The organism is Bradyrhizobium sp. (genome assembly GCF_052389815.1).
In the GTDB taxonomy this organism is placed as follows: Bacteria; Pseudomonadota; Alphaproteobacteria; order Rhizobiales; family Xanthobacteraceae; genus Bradyrhizobium.
In genome coordinates, this window is record NZ_JBQTHN010000109.1 from 1 (window position 1) to 21,817 (window position 21,817).

Annotated in this window: 24 protein-coding genes; 11 read left to right on the forward strand and 13 right to left on the reverse strand. The window is 65.7% G+C overall.

What is annotated here, in order from left to right; all coding sequences use genetic code 11:
- Positions 1-532 (forward strand): c-type cytochrome (locus ACT4OC_RS19525; protein WP_444840673.1); only part of this gene is annotated, 532 nt, incomplete at its 5' end.
- 78 nt (positions 533-610) lie between these two features.
- Here the strand turns inward: ACT4OC_RS19525 and xerD are convergent.
- Positions 611-1,570 carry a site-specific tyrosine recombinase XerD gene (gene xerD / locus ACT4OC_RS19530; RefSeq protein ID WP_444840674.1) on the reverse strand — a complete coding sequence of 320 codons (960 nt, stop codon included), beginning with the start codon at positions 1,568-1,570 and terminating at the stop codon, positions 611-613.
- A 17-nt stretch (positions 1,571-1,587) separates the two neighbouring features.
- Positions 1,588-1,734 carry a histidine kinase gene (locus tag ACT4OC_RS19535; protein ID WP_444840675.1) on the reverse strand — a complete coding sequence of 49 codons (147 nt, stop codon included), beginning with the start codon at positions 1,732-1,734 and terminating at the stop codon, positions 1,588-1,590.
- A 161-nt stretch (positions 1,735-1,895) separates the two neighbouring features.
- Here ACT4OC_RS19535 and ACT4OC_RS19540 point away from each other — a divergent pair, with 161 nt between their 5' ends.
- From ACT4OC_RS19540 to ACT4OC_RS19550, 3 genes are all read left to right on the forward strand, one after another.
- Complete coding sequence (locus tag ACT4OC_RS19540; protein ID WP_444840676.1) at positions 1,896-2,510, forward strand: shikimate kinase; 615 nt, start codon at positions 1,896-1,898, stop codon at positions 2,508-2,510.
- Complete coding sequence (gene aroB, locus ACT4OC_RS19545) at positions 2,507-3,649, forward strand: 3-dehydroquinate synthase (protein ID WP_444840677.1); 1,143 nt, start codon at positions 2,507-2,509, stop codon at positions 3,647-3,649. Before ACT4OC_RS19540 ends, aroB begins: the two co-directional genes overlap by 4 nt.
- A 61-nt stretch (positions 3,650-3,710) precedes the next feature.
- Positions 3,711-5,063 (forward strand): HlyC/CorC family transporter, encoded by a 1,353-nt coding sequence (locus ACT4OC_RS19550; RefSeq protein WP_444840678.1) that lies wholly within the window; start codon positions 3,711-3,713, stop codon positions 5,061-5,063.
- A 194-nt stretch (positions 5,064-5,257) separates the two neighbouring features.
- Here the strand turns inward: ACT4OC_RS19550 and ACT4OC_RS19555 are convergent, their stop codons facing one another.
- From ACT4OC_RS19555 to ACT4OC_RS19565, 3 genes are all read right to left on the reverse strand, one after another.
- A complete protein-coding gene (locus ACT4OC_RS19555; RefSeq protein WP_444840679.1) occupies positions 5,258-5,575 on the reverse strand; it encodes a hypothetical protein in 318 nt (105 codons plus the stop codon).
- A gap of 43 nt (positions 5,576-5,618) precedes the next feature.
- Positions 5,619-6,074, reverse strand: coding sequence for a hypothetical protein (locus ACT4OC_RS19560; protein ID WP_444840680.1), 456 nt, complete (start codon positions 6,072-6,074; stop codon positions 5,619-5,621).
- A gap of 133 nt (positions 6,075-6,207) precedes the next feature.
- Entirely contained in the window at positions 6,208-6,483 is a 276-nt protein-coding gene (locus ACT4OC_RS19565; protein WP_444840681.1) for a BolA family protein, read from the reverse strand.
- 104 nt (positions 6,484-6,587) lie between these two features.
- Between ACT4OC_RS19565 and ACT4OC_RS19570 the strand changes: the two genes are divergently transcribed.
- Positions 6,588-7,229 carry a J domain-containing protein gene (locus ACT4OC_RS19570; RefSeq protein ID WP_444840682.1) on the forward strand — a complete coding sequence of 214 codons (642 nt, stop codon included), beginning with the start codon at positions 6,588-6,590 and terminating at the stop codon, positions 7,227-7,229.
- Positions 7,230-7,390: 161 nt separating this feature from the next.
- Here the strand turns inward: ACT4OC_RS19570 and ACT4OC_RS19575 are convergent, their stop codons facing one another.
- Entirely contained in the window at positions 7,391-8,485 is a 1,095-nt protein-coding gene (locus ACT4OC_RS19575; RefSeq protein ID WP_444840683.1) for a citrate synthase/methylcitrate synthase, read from the reverse strand.
- 77 nt (positions 8,486-8,562) lie between these two features.
- Between ACT4OC_RS19575 and ACT4OC_RS19580 the strand changes: the two genes are divergently transcribed.
- Positions 8,563-9,786: a citrate synthase family protein gene (locus ACT4OC_RS19580; RefSeq protein ID WP_444840684.1), complete on the forward strand. Its 1,224-nt coding sequence runs from the start codon at positions 8,563-8,565 to the stop codon at positions 9,784-9,786.
- 1 nt (position 9,787) lies between these two features.
- Here ACT4OC_RS19580 and ACT4OC_RS19585 read toward each other — a convergent pair whose 3' ends face one another.
- Positions 9,788-10,438 (reverse strand): DedA family protein, encoded by a 651-nt coding sequence (locus tag ACT4OC_RS19585; protein WP_444840685.1) that lies wholly within the window; start codon positions 10,436-10,438, stop codon positions 9,788-9,790.
- Between the two features lie 283 nt (positions 10,439-10,721).
- On the opposite strand from ACT4OC_RS19585, the gene cobS reads away from it, so the two are divergent.
- From cobS to ACT4OC_RS19605, 4 genes are read left to right on the forward strand one after another with little or no spacing between them, the layout of a single operon-like run.
- Positions 10,722-11,717, forward strand: a complete 996-nt coding sequence (gene cobS / locus ACT4OC_RS19590) for a cobaltochelatase subunit CobS (RefSeq protein ID WP_444840686.1) — start codon at positions 10,722-10,724, stop codon at positions 11,715-11,717.
- 3 nt (positions 11,718-11,720) lie between these two features.
- The gene (locus ACT4OC_RS19595; protein ID WP_444840687.1) at positions 11,721-12,131 is read left to right on the forward strand and encodes a GNAT family N-acetyltransferase; all 411 of its coding nucleotides are present in this window, start codon (positions 11,721-11,723) and stop codon (positions 12,129-12,131) included.
- Positions 12,128-14,017: a cobaltochelatase subunit CobT gene (gene cobT / locus ACT4OC_RS19600; RefSeq protein WP_444840688.1), complete on the forward strand. Its 1,890-nt coding sequence runs from the start codon at positions 12,128-12,130 to the stop codon at positions 14,015-14,017. The genes ACT4OC_RS19595 and cobT overlap by 4 nt, the downstream gene beginning before the upstream one ends.
- Positions 14,018-14,021: 4 nt before the next feature.
- A complete protein-coding gene (locus ACT4OC_RS19605) occupies positions 14,022-15,092 on the forward strand; it encodes an esterase-like activity of phytase family protein (protein WP_444840689.1) in 1,071 nt (356 codons plus the stop codon).
- 6 nt (positions 15,093-15,098) lie between these two features.
- Here ACT4OC_RS19605 and ACT4OC_RS19610 read toward each other — a convergent pair whose 3' ends face one another.
- From ACT4OC_RS19610 to ACT4OC_RS19635, 6 genes are all read right to left on the reverse strand, one after another.
- Positions 15,099-16,025, reverse strand: a complete 927-nt coding sequence (locus ACT4OC_RS19610) for an MBL fold metallo-hydrolase (RefSeq protein ID WP_444840690.1) — start codon at positions 16,023-16,025, stop codon at positions 15,099-15,101.
- A gap of 13 nt (positions 16,026-16,038) precedes the next feature.
- Complete coding sequence (panE, locus tag ACT4OC_RS19615) at positions 16,039-16,962, reverse strand: 2-dehydropantoate 2-reductase (RefSeq protein WP_444840691.1); 924 nt, start codon at positions 16,960-16,962, stop codon at positions 16,039-16,041.
- 122 nt (positions 16,963-17,084) lie between these two features.
- Positions 17,085-17,822 carry an SDR family oxidoreductase gene (locus ACT4OC_RS19620; protein ID WP_444840692.1) on the reverse strand — a complete coding sequence of 246 codons (738 nt, stop codon included), beginning with the start codon at positions 17,820-17,822 and terminating at the stop codon, positions 17,085-17,087.
- Between the two features lie 108 nt (positions 17,823-17,930).
- Complete coding sequence (locus ACT4OC_RS19625; RefSeq protein ID WP_444840693.1) at positions 17,931-18,536, reverse strand: 2-hydroxychromene-2-carboxylate isomerase; 606 nt, start codon at positions 18,534-18,536, stop codon at positions 17,931-17,933.
- 89 nt (positions 18,537-18,625) lie between these two features.
- Positions 18,626-19,975 (reverse strand): MATE family efflux transporter, encoded by a 1,350-nt coding sequence (locus tag ACT4OC_RS19630; protein WP_444840694.1) that lies wholly within the window; start codon positions 19,973-19,975, stop codon positions 18,626-18,628.
- Between the two features lie 189 nt (positions 19,976-20,164).
- The gene (locus ACT4OC_RS19635; RefSeq protein WP_444840695.1) at positions 20,165-20,749 is read right to left on the reverse strand and encodes a DUF2239 family protein; all 585 of its coding nucleotides are present in this window, start codon (positions 20,747-20,749) and stop codon (positions 20,165-20,167) included.
- Between the two features lie 184 nt (positions 20,750-20,933).
- On the opposite strand from ACT4OC_RS19635, the gene ACT4OC_RS19640 reads away from it, so the two are divergent.
- Positions 20,934-21,599 (forward strand): glutathione S-transferase family protein, encoded by a 666-nt coding sequence (locus ACT4OC_RS19640; RefSeq protein ID WP_444840696.1) that lies wholly within the window; start codon positions 20,934-20,936, stop codon positions 21,597-21,599.
- The last annotated feature ends 218 nt before the right edge of the window (positions 21,600-21,817 follow it).

Genomic DNA, 21,817 nt, shown 5'->3' on the forward strand with positions numbered 1-21,817 from the left:
GTCCGCCCACGCCGCCGACATCGCAGCCGGCAAGGAGAAGGCGCAGCTCTGCGTCGCCTGCCACGGCGAGAATGGCATCTCGCAGATGGAGAACATGCCCTCGCTCGCCGGCCAGCTCGACCAGTTCATCCAGTGGCAGCTGGTGTATTTCCGCGCCGGCGCGCGCAAGAACGAGCAGATGCAGCCGATCGTCGAGCAGCTCAGCAACGAGGACATCCGCAATCTCGGCGCCTATTTCGCTTCGCTGCCGCCGCCACCGCCGAAGCCGGACGACGACCCCGATCTTTCGAGGAAGGGCGCGCAGGCCGCCGCCGGCCGGCGTTGCGCGGCATGCCATCTCGATACCTACGCCGGCAGCAGGGCCGCGGCCCGCGTCGCCGGCCAACGCGAGGACTATCTGCTCAAGGCGCTGCGCGACTACAAGTCGGGCATGCGGTCGGGCGGCGGACAGGCGGCGATGGCCGAGGTGACCTATCCCCTGAGCGACGAGGAGATCGTCGCGCTCGCGCATTATCTCGCGCATCTGCAATAGGCTTTGTTTCTTGACGCGTTTTCTTCACGCGAACCGGTACCCACCCCGCGTCGGCGGGGCAGGGTTCGCTTGAAAACGCTATGGCTTCTCCGCCAGCGGATGCAGGTCGCGCACCAGGCTCTTCAGCCGCTCCTCGACCACATGGGTATAGATCTGCGTGGTCGAGATGTCGGTGTGGCCGAGCAGCGTCTGCACGATGCGAAGGTCCGCGCCGTTGTGAAGGAGGTGGCTGGCGAAGGCGTGGCGCAGCACGTGCGGCGAGACCAGCCGGGGGCTGAGGCCGGCGGCGGCGGCGAGCTCCTTCAGGTCGCGGGCGAAGTGCTGGCGGGTCAAGTGGCCGCTCTCGCCGAAGGAAGGAAACAGCCATTTCGAGCCGGCGAGGCTCTTCTTTCTTGCCGGCGGCAGCGCCTGCATCGCGGCGAGGTAGTCGGCCATCGCCTGGCGCGAGGCGTCGTTGAGCGGCACCAGCCGCTCCTTGTCGCCCTTGCCGCGCACCACGATCATGCGCGCGTCGCGCCGCGAGGCCGACAGCGGCAGCGACACCAGCTCGGAGACGCGCAGGCCCGTGGCGTAGAGCACTTCGAGCAGGCAATAGAGCCGCAGCGCGCGCAACTGCTGCAGGGATGAGACCTCCGCGGCCTGCGCCAGCTCCCGTGCCTTGGTCAGCATGCGGTCGACGTCCGATATCGACAGCACCTTGGGCAAGCCGCGGCCGCGCTTGGGGCCGGACATGATCGCGGCGGGATCGTCGCCGCGGAAGCGCTCGCTCAGCAGGAAGCGGTAGAGATGGCGCATCGCCGACAGCCGGCGCGCCACGCTCGACGACTTGAAGCCCCTCGTGTCGAGATCGGCAAGATAGTCGCGCAGCTTCTGCGTATCGGCACCGAGGAAGCTCTTGCCGGCGCGGCCCAGGAATTCGGAGAAATCGGTAAGGTCGCGGCGATAGGCCTGCAGCGTGTTGTCGCCGGCGCCTTGTTCGGCGGCGAGCATGTCGAGGAACAGGGTGATCAGCTTCGCATCTGAGGGCTTGGTCCGCATTCCCCCGATTCCCGTCGCTATCTCTTGAGGAACTTGTCGGGCGGAATGGTCACGGTCATCTCCCGCGGCTTGGGATTGACGAAGTTCGCCAGCGCAAAGAGCACGCCATAGCCGATCCCGGCGAGGATGCCGACAACCGTCAGGAAACGGAACAGACTGGGCATATCGGGGTCTCGGGCGACGAATTAACCATCAAGTCGGGGGCGGCCTGCCCGGCCTTACCAGCATGTTTCGCCCTTTCCCTGCAAGAGTCTCTGGCAAGCCCTCGGGCGGGGGTAGTATAGGTGGCGCCAAACGCGGCAATTTCGCGGATAACGAGAGCTTGATGACCGAAACCGCCTCGCAGGCGCCTGCCAGCCTGTCCCATGACGCCGAGATCGCCTCGGCGCTGGGCAAGCGCTGCATCGTGCTGATCGGGATGATGGGCGCCGGCAAATCCACCATCGGCCGGCGGATGGCGGCGCGGCTGCGGCTGCCGTTCATCGATGCCGACACCGAGATCGAGACGGCGGCCGGCATGTCCATCCCCGATATCTTCGAGACCCATGGCGAGCCGCATTTCCGCGACGGCGAGGCGCGGGTGATCGCGCGGTTGCTCGAAGGGGGACCTGCCGTAGTCGCCACTGGCGGCGGCGCCTTCATGCGCGAGGAGACGCGAGCCCGCATCCGCGACAAGGCGGTGTCGATCTGGCTCAAGGCCGACGCCGACATCATCATGAAGCGGGTGCGCCGCCGCTCCGACCGGCCGCTGCTGCAAAATGCCGATCCCGAAGGTACCGTCAGCCGCCTGATCGGCGAGCGCGAGCCGGTCTACGGGACCGCCGATCTCATCATCCTGTCCCGCGACGTGCCGCATGACAGGATCGTCGACGAATGCATCGAGGCGCTGCATGCCAGACTTTGCCGGGCCGCGCCGAACGAGATAGACGCCACACCATGACCGCGCCGCTGAAGAATTCCGATCCCATCCTCGTCGACGTCGCCCTCGGCGATCGCGCCTATGACATCGTCATCGGCCGCAACGTGCTGCAATCGCTGGGCCCCCGCATCGCCGCGATCCGGCCGGGCGTGCGCACGGCCATTGTCACCGACCGCACCGTCGCCAAGGCCTGGCTGCCGCAAACCGAGGCGTCGCTGGCGCAGGCGGGCATCCCGACCTCGTCCATCGTGGTCGAGGAAGGCGAGGGCTCGAAAAGCTATGCCGGGCTCGAGAAGGTCAGCGAGGCCCTGATCGCGGCCAGGATCGAGCGTAACGACCTCGTCATTGCGCTGGGCGGCGGCGTGGTCGGCGATCTCGCCGGTTTTGCGGCGGCGGTCCTGCGCCGCGGCGTCGATTTCGTACAGGTGCCGACCTCGCTTTTGGCACAGGTCGATTCCTCCGTCGGCGGCAAGACCGGAATCAACTCGCCGCAGGGCAAGAACCTGATCGGCTCGTTCCACCAGCCGGTCCTGGTCATTGCCGATACCGCGGTGCTCGACACGCTGTCGCCGCGGCAGTTCCGCGCCGGCTATGCGGAAGTCGCCAAATACGGCCTGCTCGGGGATGAAGCCTTCTTCACCTGGCTGGAGAAGAACCACGGCGACATCTTCTCGGGCGGTGCCGCGCGCGAGCATGCGATTGCCACCTCCTGTCGCGCCAAGGCCGCCATCGTCGCGCGCGACGAGCGGGAGACCGGCGAGCGCGCGCTGCTCAATCTCGGCCACACCTTCGGCCATGCGCTGGAGGCCGCAACCGGCTTTTCCGACCGCCTGTTTCACGGCGAGGGCGTGGCCGTCGGCATGGTGCTGGCGGCCGAGTTTTCCGCGCAGCTCGGCAAGATTTCGCAAGGCGATGCCGCCCGGATCAAGCATCACCTCGCCGCGGTCGGCCTGCCGACGAGGTTGCAGGATATCGCCGGCTTCGCGCAGGAGGGACTGGCGGACGCCGACGCGCTGATGGCGCTGATGGCGCAGGACAAGAAGGTCAAGCGCGGCAAGTTGACCTTCATCCTGATGGAGGCGATCGGCCGCGCCGTGATCGCGCCCGACGTCGACCCGGCGCGGGTTCGCGATTTCCTGCAGCAGAAATTGGCCGCATGAGCACGATCGTGCCATTGCAAATCGCAACGCCGGCGTCGCGCGAGACCATCGCGAGGCAAAGATGAGCTCGGTCGCGGTCAATCTGACGCTTGCCGTCCTGCTGCTCGCGGCCAACGCCTTCTACGTGGCGGCCGAGTTCGCGCTGGTGAAGAGCCGCGGCTTCCGCGTCAGGGCGATGGTCGAGCAAAACCGCTTCGGCGCGCACCTGCTGCAAAGCATGATGGACAACATCGAGGCCTATCTCGCCTGCTGCCAGCTCGGCATCACCATGGCCTCGCTCGGTCTCGGCTGGGTCGGCGAGCCGACGGTGTCGGCGCTGCTCGGGCCGCTGCTGGCGCCGCTCGGAATGTCGGAAGCGGCCCTGCACTTCACCTCGTTCCTGGCTGGCTTCCTCGTGTTCTCCTCGCTGCATATCGTGATCGGCGAGCAGGTGCCGAAGACGTTCGCGATCCGCCAGCCGATGCCGGTGTCGCAATGGATCGCCTATCCGCTGTACGTGTCCTACCTCGTGTTCTACCCGCTGAACTGGCTGCTCAACTCCGCCTCGCGCGGGATCCTCAGCCTGTTCGGCGTGCAGGAATCCTCGCAGCACGAAATCCTGACCGATTCGGAGATCGAGGGGCTGGTGGAGGAATCCGCCGAGCACGGCATCATCGAGAGCGGCGAGGCCGAATACATCCATAACGTCTTCCGCTTCGGCGACCTTGCGGTGTCCGACGTCATGGTTCACCGCACGGCCATGGTGATGATCAACGCCGACCTGCCGCCGGAGGAGCTGGTGCGCGAGATGCTGGCCACCGAATACACCCGCATTCCGCTCTGGCGCGACAAGCCGGAGAACATCATCGGCGTGCTGCACGCCAAGGACCTTTTGCGCGCGCTGCGCGCCAATGACGGCGATGCGTCGCAGCTCGACGTTCCCAGCATCGCGCTGCCGCCCTGGTTCGTGCCGGAGATGCGGCCGATCTCGGACCAGCTGAAGGCGTTTCGCCGACGCAAGACGCATTTTGCCCTGGTCGTCGACGAGTATGGCGAGGTCGAGGGCATGGTGACGCTGGAGGACATTCTGGAGGAGATCGTCGGCGACATCTCCGACGAGCACGACATCGTCGTTGCCGGCGTGCGAACCCAGCCGGACGGCTCGGTCGTCGTCGACGGCTCGGTGCCGATCCGCGATCTCAACCGCGCCATGAACTGGCATCTGCCCGACGAGGAGGCGACCACGGTCGCCGGCCTCGTCATTCACGAGGCGCGCTCGATTCCCGACCGCGGCCAGAGTTTCACCTTTTACGGCTTCCGCTTCCGCGTGCTGCGCCGGGAGCGCAACCGCATCACGGCGCTGCGCATCGTGGCGGTGCCGCGCGAGGCGGAACTGCTGGAGCCGAGGCCGAAACGGGCAGGGAAGTCGTTCTAGTTTGTTGCGGCGGTGAGACTTCACCTCTCCCCGCCTGCGGGGAGAGGTCGGATTGCATCGCTAGATGCAATCCGGGTGAAGGGGTACCGGTCTGTCAATTGACACCACCTGGGCCGAGGGAGCCCCTCACCCCAACCCTCTCCCCGTGAAGAACGGGGAGAGGGAGGGCGCGCAGCTCGCCCTCCTCACTTGCTTCACTTCCTCAGCGTGTTCGCCGCGCAGGTCTGCGAGAATTCGCCGGCCTTCTTCGTGGTCTCCGGCGTCAGCGTGTCCTTGTTCTTGTCGAGATCCTCGACCTGCATGAAGTCGGAGAAAGCGCGGGCGTAGCAGTCGCAATAGGTCTGCAGCTGGCCGACCGTCATGGCCTTGTTGGTGGCGTCCTTGACCTGGTTCTCGAGGCAGGAATCGTTGGTGCCCTTCATCAGCGCCGCCTTGTCCGACGGCGACAGCGGCGTCGCCTGGGCGGTCGCGCAGGAGGCGAGAACGAAGAAGGCGATGAAGCGGTTACGCATGGGTCATTCCTCGGTCATTGATTGCAAGTCATTCGATGCAGAGTCATTCGATGTCGATGGTGACGGCGGACAGCTTCCACAGGCCGTCCGACGGGATGAAGCCGAGCTGGTACTTCACCTGCTTCGGGGTGGTTTCGAATCGGCCCTTCAGGCGCAGCACGCCGTTCTCGTCGATCTTCGCCTCGCCGTCGGGCACGATCGGCTTTGCCACGATAGCGTCGAACACTGCACGCTTGTCGATCAGATCCTTGAACACGGCGCGCAGCTTCTCCGGCGGAAACTGCTCGCGAAAGGGTTTCGAGATCTTGGCGTGGAGGACGGCAAAGTTGTCGTAGGCCACTGCATCCGACAGCGTCACCAGGATGCTCTTGACCAGCACCTCCTGCACGAAGGGGCTCGGCATGCCCTGCGCGGAGGCGGGGGACGGCGGGCCGACCAGGCCGGCGGCAAGGAGGAAGGCTGCGATCAGGCGAAATCGAAACAACGGCCCAACAGGCATCGGAACGCCCCCATCAATCGGCGCCGATGCCGGGCCTGTCCGGCCCTCGCCCGCAAAACTCCGGGAATGATTTCGGTCGCCTGTGCCTTACATAAATGAAAACGGGCAAACCGTCTCTGCCGATCTTGGCCGGCTAGCCCCGCTTTTCCCCCGGAGCCTGCGCATGGATGGCGAGCGCGTGCACCGGGCCGGCCAGTTCCGCCGCCAGCGACGCATTAATCATGCGATGGCGCTCGACCCGGCTCTTCCCTTCGAAGGACGGCGACACGATATGAACCCTGAAATGCGTTTCGCCGCCCGGCCGATGTCCGGCATGGCCCTCATGCAAATGTGACTCGTCCGTGACGTCGAGGCTTTCCGGCGAGAAAGCTTCACGCAACTTGTTTATGATAGCATCCCTGGTGCTCATGGCCGCGGCATTACGTCCGTCCCCGTGTTTCGTCAATGGCGGCATACGAAGGAATCGCAATGTCAAGTCTTGAAGCCCGGCGCATTGCGTAGTCAAAGTCAGTCATGGCGATCGATTCATCAAAGTTCTTCGACTCCATTCGCATCAAGCCGAACAAGGTGAGTGCGAAGGCGCAGGCGCGCGCGCGGGAAGAAGCGATCATGTGCGAGTGGGCGGGCTGCCAGAACAAGGGCCCGCACCGCGCGCCGAAGGGCCGCGAGAACTCGCGCGAATACTGGCACTTCTGCCTCGATCATGTGCGCGAATACAACCAGTCCTACAATTTCTTCCAGGGCATGAATCCGGACGACGTCGCGCGCTACCAGAAGGATGCGCTGACCGGCCACCGCCCGACCTGGAAGATGGGCGCCAATTCCGGCGGCAAGGGCCAAGGAGGCGAAGCCGCTTTCGACGCGGCTTCCGATCCCTTCCAGATGTTCGCCGAGCTGAACGGCCGCGGCCGCTGGCGTCCGGGCGCGCAGCAGGCCAAAGCCGAGACGCGCAAGGTGATGAACGCCGAGCGCAAGGCGCTGCAGGTGATGGGGCTCGCCGCGGGCGCCACGCTGGTGGAAGTCAAGATGAAGTACAAGGCGCTGGTGAAGCAGCACCACCCCGACGCCAATGGCGGCGACCGCTCGACCGAGGATCGCCTGATCGAGATCATCAAGGCGTATAATTATCTGAAGACGGTGGTGAAGGAGGCGTAAGCCCCACTGTCGTCCCGGGCAAGCGAGCAACGAGAGCGCGACCCGGGACCCATAACCACAGAATTCAGTTTGACGAAAGCTGGAGCGACAGCTTGCTCCAACAACGTGACGCTGTGGTTATGGGTCCCGGCGGTTCGCCGGGACGACACCGTGTTTGTAGCTCACGCCGCAGGCTTTGCTCCGACATAGGACGAACTCGGCCGGATCAATCGCCCCGTGCGCCGCTGCTCGAGCGCGTGCGCGGTCCAGCCGGCGGCGCGGGCGACCGCGAAGATCGGCGTAAAGGCCTGGCGCGGGATCTTCAGCGCATCGAGCAGGATCGCGGTGAAGAACTCCACATTGGTTTCCAGCGGACGGTCCGGGTTCTTCTTGCGCAGCGCGGCGCGGATGCAGGATTCGACCTCGCCTGCGAAGGGAAGATCGGCGCCCTCTCCCGCCAGCCGCTCGATTGCGGCCTTCAGCACGTCGGCGCGGGGATCGCGCACCCGATAGACGCGATGGCCGAATCCCATCAGCCGTTCGCCGCGCGCCAGGGCGTCGTCGACCCACGGCTTGATCCGCTCGCGCGTGCCGATGGCGTCCAGCATTTCCAGCACCGGCTCCGGCGCGCCGCCGTGCAGCGGGCCGGTCAGCGCGCAATAGCCGCCGGTGATCGCTGCGAACAGATCGGCCTGCGTCGAGGCGATCACGCGCGTCGTAAAGGTCGAGGCGTTCATGCCGTGGTCGCACACGGTGACGAGATAGGCATCGAGGGCTGCCACCTCGCGCGGCTCGGGCCGCTTGTCGTGCAACATGCGTAAGCTGTCGGCGGCGTGGCTCGCATTGGGATCGGGCGCGACGGGATCGGCGCCCTTCGCGCGCTGCACCAATGCGCCCGCAATCACGGGAAGCGCGCCGACGATGGTCGCCTCGTGATCGAGCCCGCTCTCCGCGCGCAGGCCTGCGATGCCGGCGCGGAAGCCGTCGACGACCGACATGCCGCGGGTGGCCGGCAACAGGTCGGGCAGGCGGGCGAACGCGCGCTCGCGCGCGGCGCCGAGGCTGGCGCGCACATGGGCCTCGTCCGTCACCCGCCCGGTGGCGCCGCTCCACAGCCGCGCAGTGACGCTCTCGAAACTCGCCTTGCCGGCGAGGCTGCCGACGAAATCGCCCGCGATGATCAGCTCGCCGCGCTCGCCGTCGACATGGCTCAGCACGGTTTCGGCGGCGGGCACGCCGTCCAGACCAATCTGGCTCTTGGTGAGGTGGATGTTCATGGCCGCAATCTCCTGATTCACGGAGATCAAGGTCGGGCGCCTCGACAGATTGATCAATCTTGATTATATAAATCAATATGAAAAAATCCGAGGCGCTTTACCTCTCCGCCCGCGAAGCCTCCGCCGAACTCGCGATCTCGCCGGCCACGCTCTACGCGTATGTCAGCCGCGGCCTGATCCGTTCCGAGCCGTCGCCGGATTCGCGCAGCCATCGTTATCGGGCCGAGGATGTCCGCGGCCTGAAGGAGCGTCGCGTGCCTGCGCCGGAGCCGCGCGGCCTGCGCTCGTTCGACGCCGATCTGCCAGTCCTGGATTCGGCGATCGGGACCATCACCGAGCAGGGCGCGATCTATCGCGGCGTCAACTGCGTCGATTTGTCGGAAAAAGACACGCTGGAGCACACCGCGACGCTGCTGTGGGACGTCACCAGCGTCGATCCCTTTGCGCCGGACAATTGCCCGACCGTCTCCGATGCGATGCGGACGATTGCGGAAGCCGCCCGCCGCGCCGCGCCGATCGATCGCGCCATCGCGGTGCTGGCGCTGGCGGCAAGCGCCGATCCGCGCGCCTTCACCCGCGCGCCCGACGGACGGGCCATGGTCGGCGGGCGCATCGTGCGGCTGCTGGTGGCGACGATGCTGAACCGTAGTACCTCGGCCGAGCCGCTGCATCTGCAGATCGCGCAGGCCTGGGCGCCGGACAACAAGCATGCACCCGACCTGATCCGCCGCGCGCTGGTGCTGCTCGCAGATCATGAACTGAATGCTTCGACCTTCACCGTGCGCTGCGCCGCATCGACCGGGCTCAATCTCTACGACGCCGTCATTGCAGGCCTTGCTGCGCTGAAAGGCCCCAAGCATGGCGGCGCCGGCGTGCTGGCCTCGCGGCTGGTGAAGACGCTGGTCGACAACGACGTCGAGCCCGTCATCCGCGAGCGTGTGGCGCTGGGCGAGCGCTTTGCCGGCTTCGGCCATGGCGTCTACAAGCGCGGCGATCCCCGCGCGATGTCGCTGTTGGAAGCGTTGACGCGCGCCGGCGCGCCACGGAAATTCACCAAGGAAATTCCCGAAAGAATCGCGGAAGCGACCGGCGAATTCGTCAATATCGACTACGCGCTGGCCGTGCTGGTGCTTGCACTGCGCATGCCCGCAGGCAGCGAGCTGGCGCTGTTTGCGATGTCGCGCAGCGTCGGCTGGATCGCCCATGCCAGCGAGCAGTTGCAGCATGGCAAGCTGATCCGCCCCCGCGCGCGCTACGTCGGTCCGGCACCAGGCCGCAGCGCCGCGACGAAAAGCCTGTAGGCTAGTTTGTCGGCTTCGCCATTCCGCCGCGACGGCGGCGGACGACCCAGATTGCCGCTCCGAGCAGCGCAGCGCCGCCGATGACGGCGTAGATCCACAGATGCTTGCCGACATGCTCATGGTGCGGCAGGCCGGCATACCGATGCAGCACGGAGACCGCGAGCACGCCGGGCAAGGTGTGCGCTGCGGCCCACATGAGGATTGCCGCGGCGTTGACGCCGTAAAACTTCCAGGGCGCCATGCCGAGCGAACCGGCGGTGATCGGCACGAAGGCGCGGATCGGCGGCACGAAGCGCGCGAAGAAGACCGCGAGCGTGCCCCAGCGACCGAAGAAGGCTTCGCTCTCCTCGATCAGGCGCGGATAGCTCGCCAGCGGCCAGGCGCTGAGGATTTCGCGCTGGCGGCGGTGCCCGATCCAGAACGCCGTGCCGTCGCCGAGCAGGGCGCCGGCCATGGCTGCGGCCATGACGCCTTCGAGCCGCAATTCCCCGCCGGGCACCAGCGCGCTCAGGGCGAGGATCACGGTCGAGCCCGGGATGACGGCGCCGACGATCGGCACGGCTTCCAGGAGGGCGGCGAGGAACAGGGTCAGATAGGCAAGCCAGGCATGGGCCGAGACGAAGGCTATCAGCGGATCGAGAAAGGAGGTCACTGAGTTCCCATTCGTCAGCACAGGAAGAATGACGGACCTTACAACCGATCGGCGGGCTGAGAGAGCCCTTGGCGGCGGTGCTTTGGCAAAAGTGCGGCGTGATTCGCAGAGCAGCCTTCCGAAATCCGCGATCAGTACCTATCTTGATGAAAAGGCTGCGGAACTTTGATTGCGCGGCGGGCTTCTGCCGGCCCGCGCTCTCTGATAGGCTTCCAAACAGCCCCCAATCCGCAGCCATTCAGACAATCTGGTTTCGGAACGCGTCCGAGGCCTCGGAGGATTTATGACGACCGCCGCCACGACCAAGAACGAAATAACGGGATTGCCCGACATGAAGGTGTCGGTCCGGCAGGTGTTCGGTATCGATAGCGATCTCGAAGTGCCGGCCTATTCGGAAGTGGACCCGCATGTTCCCGAAGTCGATGCCGACTATCGCTTCGACCGCGCCACCACGCTCGCGATCCTTGCAGGGTTCGCCAAGAACCGCCGCGTCATGGTCACCGGCTATCACGGCACCGGCAAGTCGACCCATATCGAGCAGGTCGCGGCGCGGCTGAACTGGCCTTGCGTGCGCGTCAACCTCGACAGCCACATCAGCCGTATCGATCTCGTCGGCAAGGACGCCATCGTCGTCAAGGAAGGCAAGCAGATCACCGAATTCCGCGACGGCATCCTGCCCTGGGCGCTTCAGCACAATGTCGCGCTGGTGTTCGACGAATACGACGCCGGCCGCCCCGATGTGATGTTCGTGATCCAGCGCGTGCTGGAAGTTTCGGGCCGCCTGACCCTGCTCGACCAGAACAAGGTGATCAAGCCGCACCCGGCGTTCCGCCTGTTCTCGACCGCGAACACGGTCGGCCTTGGCGATACCTCCGGCCTCTATCACGGCACCCAGCAGATCAACCAGGGCCAGATGGACCGCTGGTCGATCGTCACCACGCTCAACTATCTCGGCCATGACGAGGAGGTGGAGATCGTGCTGGCCAAGGCGCGGCACTACCGCACCCAGGAAGGCCGCGACATCGTCAACAAGATGGTGCGCCTCGCAGACCTCACCCGCAACGCGTTCGCCAATGGCGATCTGTCGACGGTGATGAGCCCGCGCACGGTAATCACCTGGGCGGAGAACGCCGAGATCTTCGGCGATATCGGCTTTGCCTTCCGGGTCACCTTCCTCAACAAGTGCGACGAGCTGGAGCGGCCGCTGGTCGCCGAGTTCTATCAGCGCTGCTTCAACGCGGAGTTGCCGGAATCATCCGTCAACGTGGCGCTCAGCTAGGCCATGCCGAAGCTTTCCGTCGAGCGCACTATCGGCCAGGCCAAGAAGGCGGTGCTCGGCGGCCTCATCGGTTACAACACCGAGAAGATGGGGAAGCAGAAGTACAAGCGCTTCGCGGTGACGCTCCGCGAGCGCGGCAAGATCGTCGGCGGGATCGTGGGCGAAGTCTGGACCACGGTGCTGTTCATCCAGCTGTTCTGGATCGAGCAGAAATATCGCGGCAAGGACTTCGGCACCAGGCTGATCAAGGCGATCGAGGACGAAGCAAGGACGTTCGGTGCGACGCGGTCTTATGTGGATACGATGAGCTTTCAGGCGCCGGGTTTCTACCGCAATTGCGGCTATCAGGAGTTCGGCGCGATCGAGGGCTATCCAGGCGGCGTGATGCGCCATTGGTTGACGAAAGCGCTATGAGCATCTCCAACTCGAAATTCCGCAACACACGGGAAGCGCCGACCGAGCCGTTCAAGCGCTCGGTGGCCTCGTGCCTGAAGGCGATCGCCAAGACGCCGGAGCTGGACGTCACCTTCGCCGCCGAGCGCCCCGGCCTTGCGCCCGGCAAGGCGCGGCTGCCGGAGCCGGCGCGCAAGATGTCGAAGCGCGACGCCGCGATCATCCGCGGACACGCCGATTCGATCGCCCTGAAGCTCGCCTGTCACGATCCCAAGGTGCATCGCAAGCTGATGCCGGGCAATCCGCAGGCGCGCGGCGTGTTCGAGGCGGTGGAGCAGGCGCGGGTCGAGGCGATCGGCGCGCGGCGGATGTCGGGCGTGGCGAAGAACCTCACCGCGATGCTGGACGATCATTTTCATCGCGGCAAGTTCGACGAGATCACCGACCGCGCCGACGCGCCGCTGTCGGATGCGCTCGCCATGCTGGTGCGCGAGCGGCTGACCGGAATGGCGCCGCCGACGGCTGCGAGAAAGATGGTCGATCTCTGGCGTCCGGTGCTGGAGGACAAGATCGGCACGCGGCTGGACCAGCTCGCCCGTTTCACCGAGGACCAGGCCCGTTTCGGCGACCTCGTCCATGACCTGCTGTCGGCGCTCGACCTCGGCGAAGACCGCAACATGGATTCGGACGACGACGAGAACGACGAGAACCAGGAAGGCGAGAACGATCAGTCCGGTGCGGAGGGCGCGCCCGATAGCGACGCCGCGCAGGAGATGAGCGCCGACCAGGCCCAGGCTTCCGCCGACGAAATGTCGGAGAGCGCGATGGAGAGCGCGCAGGCCTCGACGTCCGACACCTTCGACGACGGCGAGCTCGGCGACGACGAGACGCCGGGCGAGGCGACGCGGCCGAACGCCCACGGCCGCAACGAGCCGCGGGGTCCCGAGTATCACGCCTTTGCGCCGAAGTTCGACGAGGTGATCGCCGCTGAAGACCTCTGCGACCATGACGAGCTGGAGCGGCTGCGCTCCTACCTCGACAAGCAGCTGGCGCATCTGCAGGGCATCGTCGCGCGGCTCGCCAACCGGCTGCAGCGCCGCCTGATGGCGCAGCAGAACCGCGCCTGGGAGTTCGATCTCGAGGAAGGCATTCTCGATCCGGCGCGGCTGTCGCGCGTCGTCACCGATCCCTACCATCCGCTGTCCTTCATGCACGAGAAGGAGGCGACCTTCCGCGACACCGTGGTGACGCTGCTGCTGGACAATTCCGGCTCGATGCGCGGCCGCCCCATTACGGTGGCCGCGACATGCGCCGACATCCTCGCGCGCACCCTGGAGCGCTGCGGCGTCAAGGTGGAAATCCTCGGCTTCACCACGCGGGCCTGGAAGGGCGGACAGTCGCGCGAGGCCTGGCTTGCCGCCGGCAAGCCGGCGAATCCCGGCCGGCTCAACGATCTCCGCCACATCATCTACAAGTCCGCCGACGCGCCATGGCGGCGTGCGAGGAAGAATCTCGGCCTGATGATGCGCGAGGGCCTGCTGAAGGAGAACATCGACGGCGAGGCGCTGGACTGGGCGCACAAGCGCCTGCTGGCGCGGCCCGAACAGCGCCGCATCCTGATGATGATCTCGGACGGCGCCCCGGTCGACGATTCCACGCTGTCGGTCAATCCCGGCAATTATCTGGAACGCCATCTGCGCCACATCATCGAGGAGATCGAGACCCGCTCGCCGGTCGAGCTGATCGCGATCGGCATCGGCCACGACGTGACGCGCTACTACCGCCGCGCGGTGACCATCGTCGATGCCGAGGAGCTCGGCGGGGCGATCACCGAAAAGCTCGCCGAGCTCTTCAGCGAGACCCATGGCGCGCAAGCCACCGGTGGCCGGAGACGCCTGCATTCCTGAGCGCATGATTCCCATATTGAGCCGCCGCCGCTTGCTGACCGCAGCGGCGGCGGGATTCGTCGGGCAGATGTTACCCGGGCCGGCACTGGCGCAAACCGCCGTGCAGCCGCCGCCGAAACGGTCGAGGACGGACGAGCACTCCGTCACCGAGCCGGTTTCGATCGAGGTGAACGCGCGGCCGCTCAACGGCTTCGATACCCGCGACCGCGCGCGGGTGCGCTTCGGCGAGCTTGAATTCCGCGGCGGGCTGGTGCTGACCTCGGGATTCCGCGGCTTCGGTGGGCTGTCGGGCCTGCGGCTCGACGCCAGAGGCGAACGCTTCATCGCCATCTCCGACAAGGGCGGCTGGTTCACCGGGCGCATCGCCTATCGGGGAAAGGAGATGACCGGGCTGCAGGACGTCGAGGCGTCTCCGCTGCTTTGGTCCGACGGCAAGCCGATCACGTCGCGCGGCTGGTTCGATTCGGAATCCGTCGCGCTCGACGGCTCGCTGGTCTATGTCGGCCTCGAGCGCGTCAACCGTATCCTGCGCTACGACTTCTCGAAAGGCTTCACCCGCGCGCGCGGTGAAGAGGTGCCGTTGCCGCCGCCGGCGCGCAAGCTGCCTTACAACAAGGGCCTGGAGGCCCTGGTCGCCGTGCCCAGGGGCCAGCCGCTGGCGGGCGCGCTGATCGCAATCTCCGAACGCGCGCTGGATGCGCAGGGCAATATTCTCGGCTTCCTGATCGGCGGCCGGACGCCGGGGCCGTTCGCCGTGCGGCGAATCGACGACTTCGACGTCAGCGATGCTACGCTGCTGCCGTCGGGCAACATGCTGTTACTGGAGCGGAAGTTCTCCTGGCTCGGCGGCATCGGCATCCGTATCCGTCACATCGCGCAGAAATCGATCGCACCGGGCGCGATCGTCGATGGCCCCGCGATCTTCTCCGCCGACCTCGGCCACGAGATCGACAACATGGAGGCGATCGACGCGCATGTCGGGAGCGGCGGCGAGACCGTGATCACGATGATCTCCGACGACAATTTTTCGATGGTCCAGCGCAATCTGCTCCTGCAATTCACGCTGGTGGAATAGGCTGGATCAGCCGAGGCGATAGACGCCGCTCTCGTCGACCTGCACCTTGCCTGCGCCGAGCATTTCCCGAAGGTGCGCGGAGATCGAACGGGTCTCCGCATCGACCACCCAGAGATCCTGATGGCCGGGCGGATACAGCAGCCGGCACTCCACCAGTTGCGCGGGCGTCTTCGGCGATTCCCGCAGCAGCTCCACAAGGCGCTGCTCGCGCGTGTCGAGCGTCTTGGTATAGGCGGCAAGGTCACGCAGGAAATGCTCGCGGTCGGTGTAGACGCCGCGGTGATGCGAGGTGACCCACACCTTGGCGGGAATGTCGGCCACCCGCGCCAGCGTGCGGCGGAAATCGGCGAGGCTCGACGAGGCGTCGCCGTAATAGGGGCCGAAGCCGGAAAGGTCGATGTCGCCGATGAAGGCGACCCCTTCGGGCTCGACCAGCAGCACGCAATGTCCGGCGGTGTGGCCGGGCATGTGGAACGCGCGCACGCGCGAGCCGCCGAGCTCCCACACCGCGCCGTCCTCGTAGCCGATGGCATCGGGCCTCGGTACGTAGAAGAAGTCGCGCTGAAACCGCGCCAGCATATCCGCGACATAGCTTTCGTCGCTGCCATAGGCGGCGCGCAGGCCTTCCCAGCTCTGCGCTGCCGCGAGGTCGGCCTCGTGCACGTGGATCGGTGCGTTCGGCAGGCGGTGCAGGGCGGCCATGTGGTCTTCGTGCACGTGGCCGAGGATGACGACATCGCTGCGATCGAACTCCGGTCCGATGTAGTTGGCGACAACAGGCGTGTCGAACGCGGCTTGCGTGTCCGAGCCGCGGACGATGACCTGGTTGGCATCCGGATACTTGCCGTTCTTCTCCCCGAAGAAGACGGTGACCCGGCCGAAATCGGCGCTCGGGATCGTGCGGCGGTTCAACTCTGTGGCAGTAACGTTCATGGACTTTCCGGAGCTAGCCTGCGCTCTGCTGCTCGTAGGCCTTCAGATGTGTATAGGCCGTGCGCAGCTTTGGCACCGGAATTTTTGCCGCATCCGCGCGCGCGACGAGATCGCCGATGACGTGATCGGCCTCCACCGGAAGTCCCGCCTTGACGTCGCGGAACATCGAGGCCGTCATGGGCGAACCCTCCGTGGTGAGGATGCCGCGGGTGCGCTGAAAGAACGGTCCGGCCGGCGCAAAACCTTCGGCGGTCGCCACCGCCGAGCATTCATCGAGCATGCCGAGCAGAAACTCCTTGCCGCCGGCCACCGCCATGATGTTGCCGACCGAGGTGCGCATCAGGCAGGTCGCAGCGGCGAGCGAAGCCAGGAAAACCCACTTCTCCCACATGTCCTGCATGACGTGCCCGCTCGGCGCCGCGCCGCAATTGCCGTTGGCAAAGACTTCGGCAATCGCCCTGACGCGGTCCGACATCGTGCCGTCGCGCTCGCCGAAACCCAGCGACTGCATCGGCGCCAGCTGCACCACCTCGCGCTTCTCGTTCAGCGTCACCGCAATGGCGCAGAGCCCGCCGAGCACGCGCTCCTTGCCGAACCTCCCGTCCAGCACATCGAGGTGCGACATGCCGTTGAGCAGCGGAATGATCGATGTGTTCGGGCCGACCGCAGGCGCGAACGACTTGATGGCGTCGTCAAGGTCGAAGGCCTTGCAGCTCAGCAGGATGACATCGAACTTCCCGGTGAGCTCGCCGGCCTGCACGGTCGGCGGATTCTTCAGCGTGACGTCGCCGGCGGGACTCCTGATCACGAGGCCGGCACTGGCAAGCTCCGCCGCGCGCCTGGGGCGGACCAGGAAGGTAACGTCCTGGCCGGCCTGCAGCAGCCTGCCGCCGAAGTAGCCACCGATGGCGCCGGCGCCGACCACGAGAATGCGCATGGATTTGTTCCTTGTTGTTGTTGGGCGAATGGCGAGTAGCGAGTAGCGAGTAGCGAATAGGGAAGGGTAGCGCGCCGCGCCGCCATTCGCTACTCGCCATTCGCTATTCGCTATTCGCCCACTCACCACTTCTCGCCAAACGGGCGGATTTCCATCTCGAACGTCCAGGCGCTGCGCGGCTGCTGGTAGAGCTGCCAGTAGGCGCCCGCCACCGAAGCCGGCGGCATCAGCAGGTCGGGATTGTCGAGCGCCTCCTTGCCCCAGATCTGCGCCCGGCGCTCGCGCACCCAGGCGGTATCGACACCGGAATCGATGATGAGGTGCGCGACATGGATGTTGTTCGGTCCGAGCTCGCGCGCCATCGATTGCGCCACGGCGCGCAGGCCGAATTTCGCGCTGGCGAAGGCCGCATAGCCGCTGCCGCCGCGCAAGCTTGCAGTCGCGCCGGTGAAGAAGATATTGCCTTGGCCGCGCGGCACCATCAGCCGTGCCGCCTCCCGGCCGGCGAGGAAGCCGGCCCAGCAGGCCATCTCCCAGACTTTCCGGAACACGCGGTCCGTGGTTTCCAGGATCGGGAAGTTGACGTTGGCGCCGACGTTGAAGATGCAGACTTCGAGCGGGGCGTGCCTGTCGGCCTCGTTGAGGAAGGCGGCGATTTCGTCTTCCTTGCGGGCGTCGAGCGAGCGGCCGAAGATCGCGCCGCCGGCGGCCTCGACCTCCTTCACCAGCGGTTCGAGCTTCTCGCCGTTGCGCCGACCGGCGAAGACGGTGAAGCCTTCCGCCGCGAATTTTTTCACGATCTCGGCCCCGATGTAATCGCCGGCGCCGATCACGGCGCAGGTGGCGTTGCGTTTTGGCATGCTGTGATCCCTCCGGCGTCATTGCGAGCGAAGCGAAGCAATCCAGCTTTGGTGCAACAAGGAAGCTGGATTGCTTCGTCGCTTCGCTCCTCGCAATGACGGTGGTAGCTATTTCCCCGAAACCATCTCCTCGACTTCGCGCAGCTGCTCCTTGCCGAAGAACATCTCCTTGCCGACAAAGAAAGTCGGCGAGCCGAATGCGCCGCGTTCGACGGCGGATTGCGTGTTCTCGATCAGCTTCGCTTTCACCTCCGCATCCTGCGCGCGGGCGAACAGCCTTGCGGCGTCGAGGCCGGACGACGAGAGCGCCTTTGCCGCCACTTCCGGATCGTCCATCTTCTTCGGCTCCACCCACATGTGATGGCAGGCGGCCTCGACATATTTCTCGAACACGCCTTCCATCTGCGCGGCCACCGCAGCGCGCATCAGGTTCAGCGTGTTGACCGGGAAGAACGGGTTCCAGGTATAGGGCTTGACCCCGAAGCGTTTCAGGAAGCGCTCGGTCTCCAGTGCGTGGAATTCGCGCTTGTTCTTGATCCCTGCCAGCGATTCGGCCGGCGATTTGTTGTTGGTGGCCTTGAAGATGCCGCCGAGCAGGATCGGCACATACTCGAACTTCACGCCGGTGCGTTTTTCGATCGCCGGGATCGCCTCATGGCTGAGGAAGGCGTTGGGGCTGCCGACGTCGAACAGGAATTGCGGATTCTGGCTCACGGCGGCTCTCCCACGATCTTCTTGGCCCGGGCGGCAGGTCGCCGCCCGAGCGATGATGGGCGTCATATTGTAGCGCGGTCTTCGCCGAGTCAAACCAGCCGCGCGACGGCCCGCTTGCGCCAGACCAGCAGGTAATAGCTCATCTGCAGCAGCAACATGGTACAGAAGGCGATGGGATAGGCGGCCCACACGCCCTCGATGCCGACATGGCGGCTGAGCAGGATGGCGGAGGGAATCTCGACCGCCAGGATCGCGAAGGACGAGATCGCAAGCGGCGCCCAAACCGTGCCGCTGCCGCGCATCGCGCCGGAAAACACCGTCGCCATGCCGAACAGCACCGTGCTCCACAGTACGATGTGCAGCAGCCCCTGGGCCAGATCGAGCACCGCGGCCTCCGTGATGAAGAACCCCATCAGCGTGCGCGAAAAGAGATAGCCGAGCACGGCGAGGGAGCCTGTAAGCATGAGGTTCATATGCAAACCCGTGCCGACGATGGCGCCGATCTGGCCGGCCTGGCCGCGGCCAATCGCCTGCGCGCCGAAGATCGAAACCGTGATCGCAATCGAGAGCGCCGGGAACTGGACATAGCTCATGACCTGGCCGACGGCGCCATAGGCGGCGGTCGCATCCGAACCATAGCCGTTGACGAGGCCGAGCAGCACCAGCTCCGCGATCGACATCACCATCATGCTGAGCGATGTGGGAATGCCGAGGCGCAGCACCAGAAGCAGCAGCCTGCCGTCCGGCCACATCGCGCGCAGGAAATCCCTGTCGAAGGCAAACGCATGTCCTCGCGCGCGCAGATGGAAATAGAGCCACGCCAGCGTGAGCAAACTGGACGCCACCGAAGCCCATGCGGCGCTGGCGACGCCGAGCCGTGGCAGACCGAAGCTGCCGGCGATCATCGCCGGCGTCGCCACCAGACCGATCAGCGTATAGACCACCAGCGCCAGCAGCGGCGTCACGGTGTCGCCGACGCCGCGCATCATCGCCGTGACCAGGATCACCGCAAAGGTCAGCGGCATGAAGATCATGCTCACGCGCGCGTAGGAAGTCGCCTCATCCAGAATGTTCGCTGGCGTGGCGAGAGCAATTACCAGCTCGCGGGCGAACAGCGATCCGAACAGGGCGATGGCCGCCGCGAACAGCAGCGCGATGCTCAGCGCCGTGCCTGCGATCGCCTTGACCTTGCCGTGCTCGCCAGCGCCGAACGCCTGCCCGATCAGGATGGATGCGCCCGTGCTCAGGCCTATGACGAAGGCGATGAAGGCGAACATGACGGGAAAGAACACCGTCACCGCGGCGAGCGCATCGACCCCGATCATCTGGCCGAGATAGACGTTGTTGATGGTGCCGAACAGCGATTGCAGGATGTTGCTCGCCATCATCGGCAGAAGGAAAACGAGGAAGTTCTTCCGGAGCGGCGCAGGGTTGGTCATGGGCATGCCTCATCGATCGGCGCAGCACGGCGTGCCGCGCGCAGGTGGCGGTTCGGAAAGGTTCGGAGTTCGAAGGGGGGCGACCGCGCTAGAGCATGATCCGGAAAAGTGTGAAGCGGCTTTTCGAAAAGATCATGCTCAAACGACAACCTAAAGCGCGATGACGATTCATCCCAATCTCATCGCGCTTTAGTCGGCGCGGTCGCTGTAGGCGAGTTTCACGATGTGGTCGCGGATGTCCGTCGGCCAGTCGGCGATCAGGCCGGCGAAGCGTCGCCGGTCGTCGGCGAACAGGGCGCGCGAGGCCTCCTCGAAATTGGCGAGGTCGCCCGCCATCGCCGACATGAAGTGATAGGCCGCATCGCGCGCCGCGCGCAGGCGATCGCGGTCGCCGCTGATGCGGCGGGCCTCGTCGACCAGCTTGCGCAAGGCAACCGACGCGCCGCCGGGCTGGGCGTTCAGCCAATCCCAGTGCCGCGGCAACAGCGTCACCTCGCGCGCGACCACGCCGAGCTTCGGCCGGCCGCGGCCGCGCGGCTCGCTCGACCCCTCCTGGGCGTCCGGCTCGGCGGCCGGTGCTGCCCTGGGGAGGCGCGCGACGATTTCGGTGTCCGACCCGCGCAGGTCGAGATCGAGCGAGCGGCCGGTCGCATCATTGAAAATGAGAACCGAGCCGGTCGGATGACCGGCCCGCTTCACGGCGAGGGCTACCTCGGCAAGGGCGCCGGAGATCAGCCGCCGCGGGCCGACAAAGGCGGTAAAGCTCTGAATCATTTGAGTTTCCGGAAAGGCCAGATCATGGGCTGGTTTATACCCGGATATAATTCACTCGTCAATATCACCCGGGTAATAAATCGGCTCTGGGCCCTTCGCCCTTTGGGCTAGGGCCGGCAGGTCGCTAATCCGGCCGAGGCCTGATACGGGAACAGCCAGAAAATTCGCACGCGGGGGACGGCCAATGCTGACGGTGCATCATCTCAACAATTCGCGCTCGCAGCGGGTGCTGTGGTTGCTCGAAGAGCTCGGCGTGCCCTACGAGATCGTGCGCTATCAGCGCCAGGCGGACATGCGCGCGCCGAAGGAATTGCGCGCGATCCATCCGCTCGGCAAGTCGCCCGTCATCACCGATAACGGCAACACCATCGCCGAGTCCGGCGCGATCGCCGAGTACATCGTCGCGACATACGGCAACGGCCGCCTGATTCCGCCGGAGAACTCCCCAGAGCGGCTGCGCTACACCTACTGGCTGCACTATGCCGAGGGCTCGGCAATGTCGCCGCTGCTGCTGAAGCTGCTGTTCACGCTGATGCCGCGGCGGACGCCGGCGCTGCTGCGGCCGCTGGTGCGAAAAGTCTGCAACCAGGCGCTGACCACGCTGGTCAATCCGCAGCTCAAGCAGCACATGGATTACTGGGAGAGCGAGCTTGCCAAGAGCGAATGGTTCGCCGGCAGCGAGTTCACCGCCGCCGACATCCAGATGAGCTTTCCGCTCGAAGCCGCTGCTGCGCGCGCCGGCCTGGAGCAGGGCCATCCCAACGCAATGGCGTTTGTCGAGCGCATCCACGCGCGGCCGGCCTACAAGCGGGCGCTGGAGAAGGGCGGGCCGTACGAGGTCGGGCGGTAATTGTTTGGACCGAGTCGCGCGGCCTCATGGTTCGAGACGCGGGGCTCCGCCGCGCTCCTCACCATGAGGGTCTAACGTCTTCCCGGCCAGACCTCATCCTCTTATGTCCCAAGTCAAGAGGCCAGACATGACGAATAGTTTCTCCCGGCATTGCGGGAGGGATGTGAGTTGAGATGATCGTGCAAGGGTGGAAGCAGAACCCAGAGACGTCGGTCAAC

What these genes read in the sequence shown, in the direction of transcription:
- xerD (WP_444840674.1), bottom strand. Translation starts at nt 1,570, where the DNA reads ATGCGGACCAAGCCCTCAGATGCGAAGCTGATCACCCTGTTCCTCGAC.
- ACT4OC_RS19535 (WP_444840675.1), bottom strand. Translation starts at nt 1,734, where the DNA reads ATGCCCAGTCTGTTCCGTTTCCTGACGGTTGTCGGCATCCTCGCCGGG.
- ACT4OC_RS19540 (WP_444840676.1), top strand. Translation starts at nt 1,896, where the DNA reads ATGACCGAAACCGCCTCGCAGGCGCCTGCCAGCCTGTCCCATGACGCC.
- aroB (WP_444840677.1), top strand. Translation starts at nt 2,507, where the DNA reads ATGACCGCGCCGCTGAAGAATTCCGATCCCATCCTCGTCGACGTCGCC.
- ACT4OC_RS19550 (WP_444840678.1), top strand. Translation starts at nt 3,711, where the DNA reads ATGAGCTCGGTCGCGGTCAATCTGACGCTTGCCGTCCTGCTGCTCGCG.
- ACT4OC_RS19555 (WP_444840679.1), bottom strand. Translation starts at nt 5,575, where the DNA reads ATGCGTAACCGCTTCATCGCCTTCTTCGTTCTCGCCTCCTGCGCGACC.
- ACT4OC_RS19560 (WP_444840680.1), bottom strand. Translation starts at nt 6,074, where the DNA reads ATGCCTGTTGGGCCGTTGTTTCGATTTCGCCTGATCGCAGCCTTCCTC.
- ACT4OC_RS19565 (WP_444840681.1), bottom strand. Translation starts at nt 6,483, where the DNA reads ATGAGCACCAGGGATGCTATCATAAACAAGTTGCGTGAAGCTTTCTCG.
- ACT4OC_RS19570 (WP_444840682.1), top strand. Translation starts at nt 6,588, where the DNA reads ATGGCGATCGATTCATCAAAGTTCTTCGACTCCATTCGCATCAAGCCG.
- ACT4OC_RS19575 (WP_444840683.1), bottom strand. Translation starts at nt 8,485, where the DNA reads ATGAACATCCACCTCACCAAGAGCCAGATTGGTCTGGACGGCGTGCCC.
- ACT4OC_RS19580 (WP_444840684.1), top strand. Translation starts at nt 8,563, where the DNA reads ATGAAAAAATCCGAGGCGCTTTACCTCTCCGCCCGCGAAGCCTCCGCC.
- cobS (WP_444840686.1), top strand. Translation starts at nt 10,722, where the DNA reads ATGACGACCGCCGCCACGACCAAGAACGAAATAACGGGATTGCCCGAC.
- ACT4OC_RS19595 (WP_444840687.1), top strand. Translation starts at nt 11,721, where the DNA reads ATGCCGAAGCTTTCCGTCGAGCGCACTATCGGCCAGGCCAAGAAGGCG.
- cobT (WP_444840688.1), top strand. Translation starts at nt 12,128, where the DNA reads ATGAGCATCTCCAACTCGAAATTCCGCAACACACGGGAAGCGCCGACC.
- ACT4OC_RS19605 (WP_444840689.1), top strand. Translation starts at nt 14,022, where the DNA reads ATGATTCCCATATTGAGCCGCCGCCGCTTGCTGACCGCAGCGGCGGCG.
- ACT4OC_RS19610 (WP_444840690.1), bottom strand. Translation starts at nt 16,025, where the DNA reads ATGAACGTTACTGCCACAGAGTTGAACCGCCGCACGATCCCGAGCGCC.
- panE (WP_444840691.1), bottom strand. Translation starts at nt 16,962, where the DNA reads ATGCGCATTCTCGTGGTCGGCGCCGGCGCCATCGGTGGCTACTTCGGC.
- ACT4OC_RS19620 (WP_444840692.1), bottom strand. Translation starts at nt 17,822, where the DNA reads ATGCCAAAACGCAACGCCACCTGCGCCGTGATCGGCGCCGGCGATTAC.
- ACT4OC_RS19630 (WP_444840694.1), bottom strand. Translation starts at nt 19,975, where the DNA reads ATGACCAACCCTGCGCCGCTCCGGAAGAACTTCCTCGTTTTCCTTCTG.
- ACT4OC_RS19635 (WP_444840695.1), bottom strand. Translation starts at nt 20,749, where the DNA reads ATGATTCAGAGCTTTACCGCCTTTGTCGGCCCGCGGCGGCTGATCTCC.
- ACT4OC_RS19640 (WP_444840696.1), top strand. Translation starts at nt 20,934, where the DNA reads ATGCTGACGGTGCATCATCTCAACAATTCGCGCTCGCAGCGGGTGCTG.